This window comes from Comamonas terrae, from assembly GCF_001544075.1.
GTDB lineage: Bacteria > Pseudomonadota > Gammaproteobacteria > Burkholderiales > Burkholderiaceae_C > Comamonas > Comamonas terrae.
Genome location: NZ_BCNT01000039.1, coordinates 1 through 718 on the forward strand (window position 1 = coordinate 1; position 718 = coordinate 718).

Annotated in this window: 1 pseudogene; it reads right to left on the reverse strand. The window is 59.7% G+C overall.

The annotated features are described in order from the left end of the window. A pseudogene (locus tag Cte04_RS21820) lies at positions 1-603 on the reverse strand (hypothetical protein); the annotation flags it as partial. Positions 604-718 lie beyond the last annotated feature (115 nt).

Genomic DNA, 718 nt, shown 5'->3' on the forward strand with positions numbered 1-718 from the left:
CCCCGCAATGAGTTGATTGAGGGTACCAATCACAGGCTCCAGCGCCTGGTCGGGCACCTGGGTCAGGCCATTGACCAGCTGCGTGAGCACGCCCAGGGGGCCGCCGTCGACATTGGTCAGGCCTTCCAGCACGCCGGTCACAGTGGACAAGGTGCCATCAGTGGGGTTGGTCAGTGCGTCAAGCAGCTGGCTCACGGGCTCGGCCACGGTGCCACCGAGCAGGTGGTCCACGACATCCTGCACCGAGGTAACAATGCCACCATCTCCGCCCGGAGTAGGCGTGGAGCCTCCGCCCAGCAAACCGCCAAGCAGGCCGCCAACACCTGCAAGCAGGTCGCCGAGACCTCCATTTCCGAGAAGGCCTCCGAGCACATTGTCGACAATATTGCCAATACCTCCTGAGCCCGGATCTTTCAACCCTTGCAGTAAACCGTTGAGGGTATCGATCAGAGGCTCCAGGCCTTGGTCATCAATATTGACCAGACCATCGACAAGGTCGGTAAGAACTCCCAATGGACCGCCTTCGGTATTGGTGAGCTGTTCCAGCACACTGGTGACTGTGGACAAGGTGCCATTGCTCGGGTTGACCAGTGAATTGATCAAATTGGAGACTGGTTCAACTACCGTGCCGCTCGCCAGTCCGCCAATCACATGCTCGACTGACGTAATGAGGCCATGACCGTCGGAGGGGTCTGTCGGATTGGTGGGATCCGTCGGG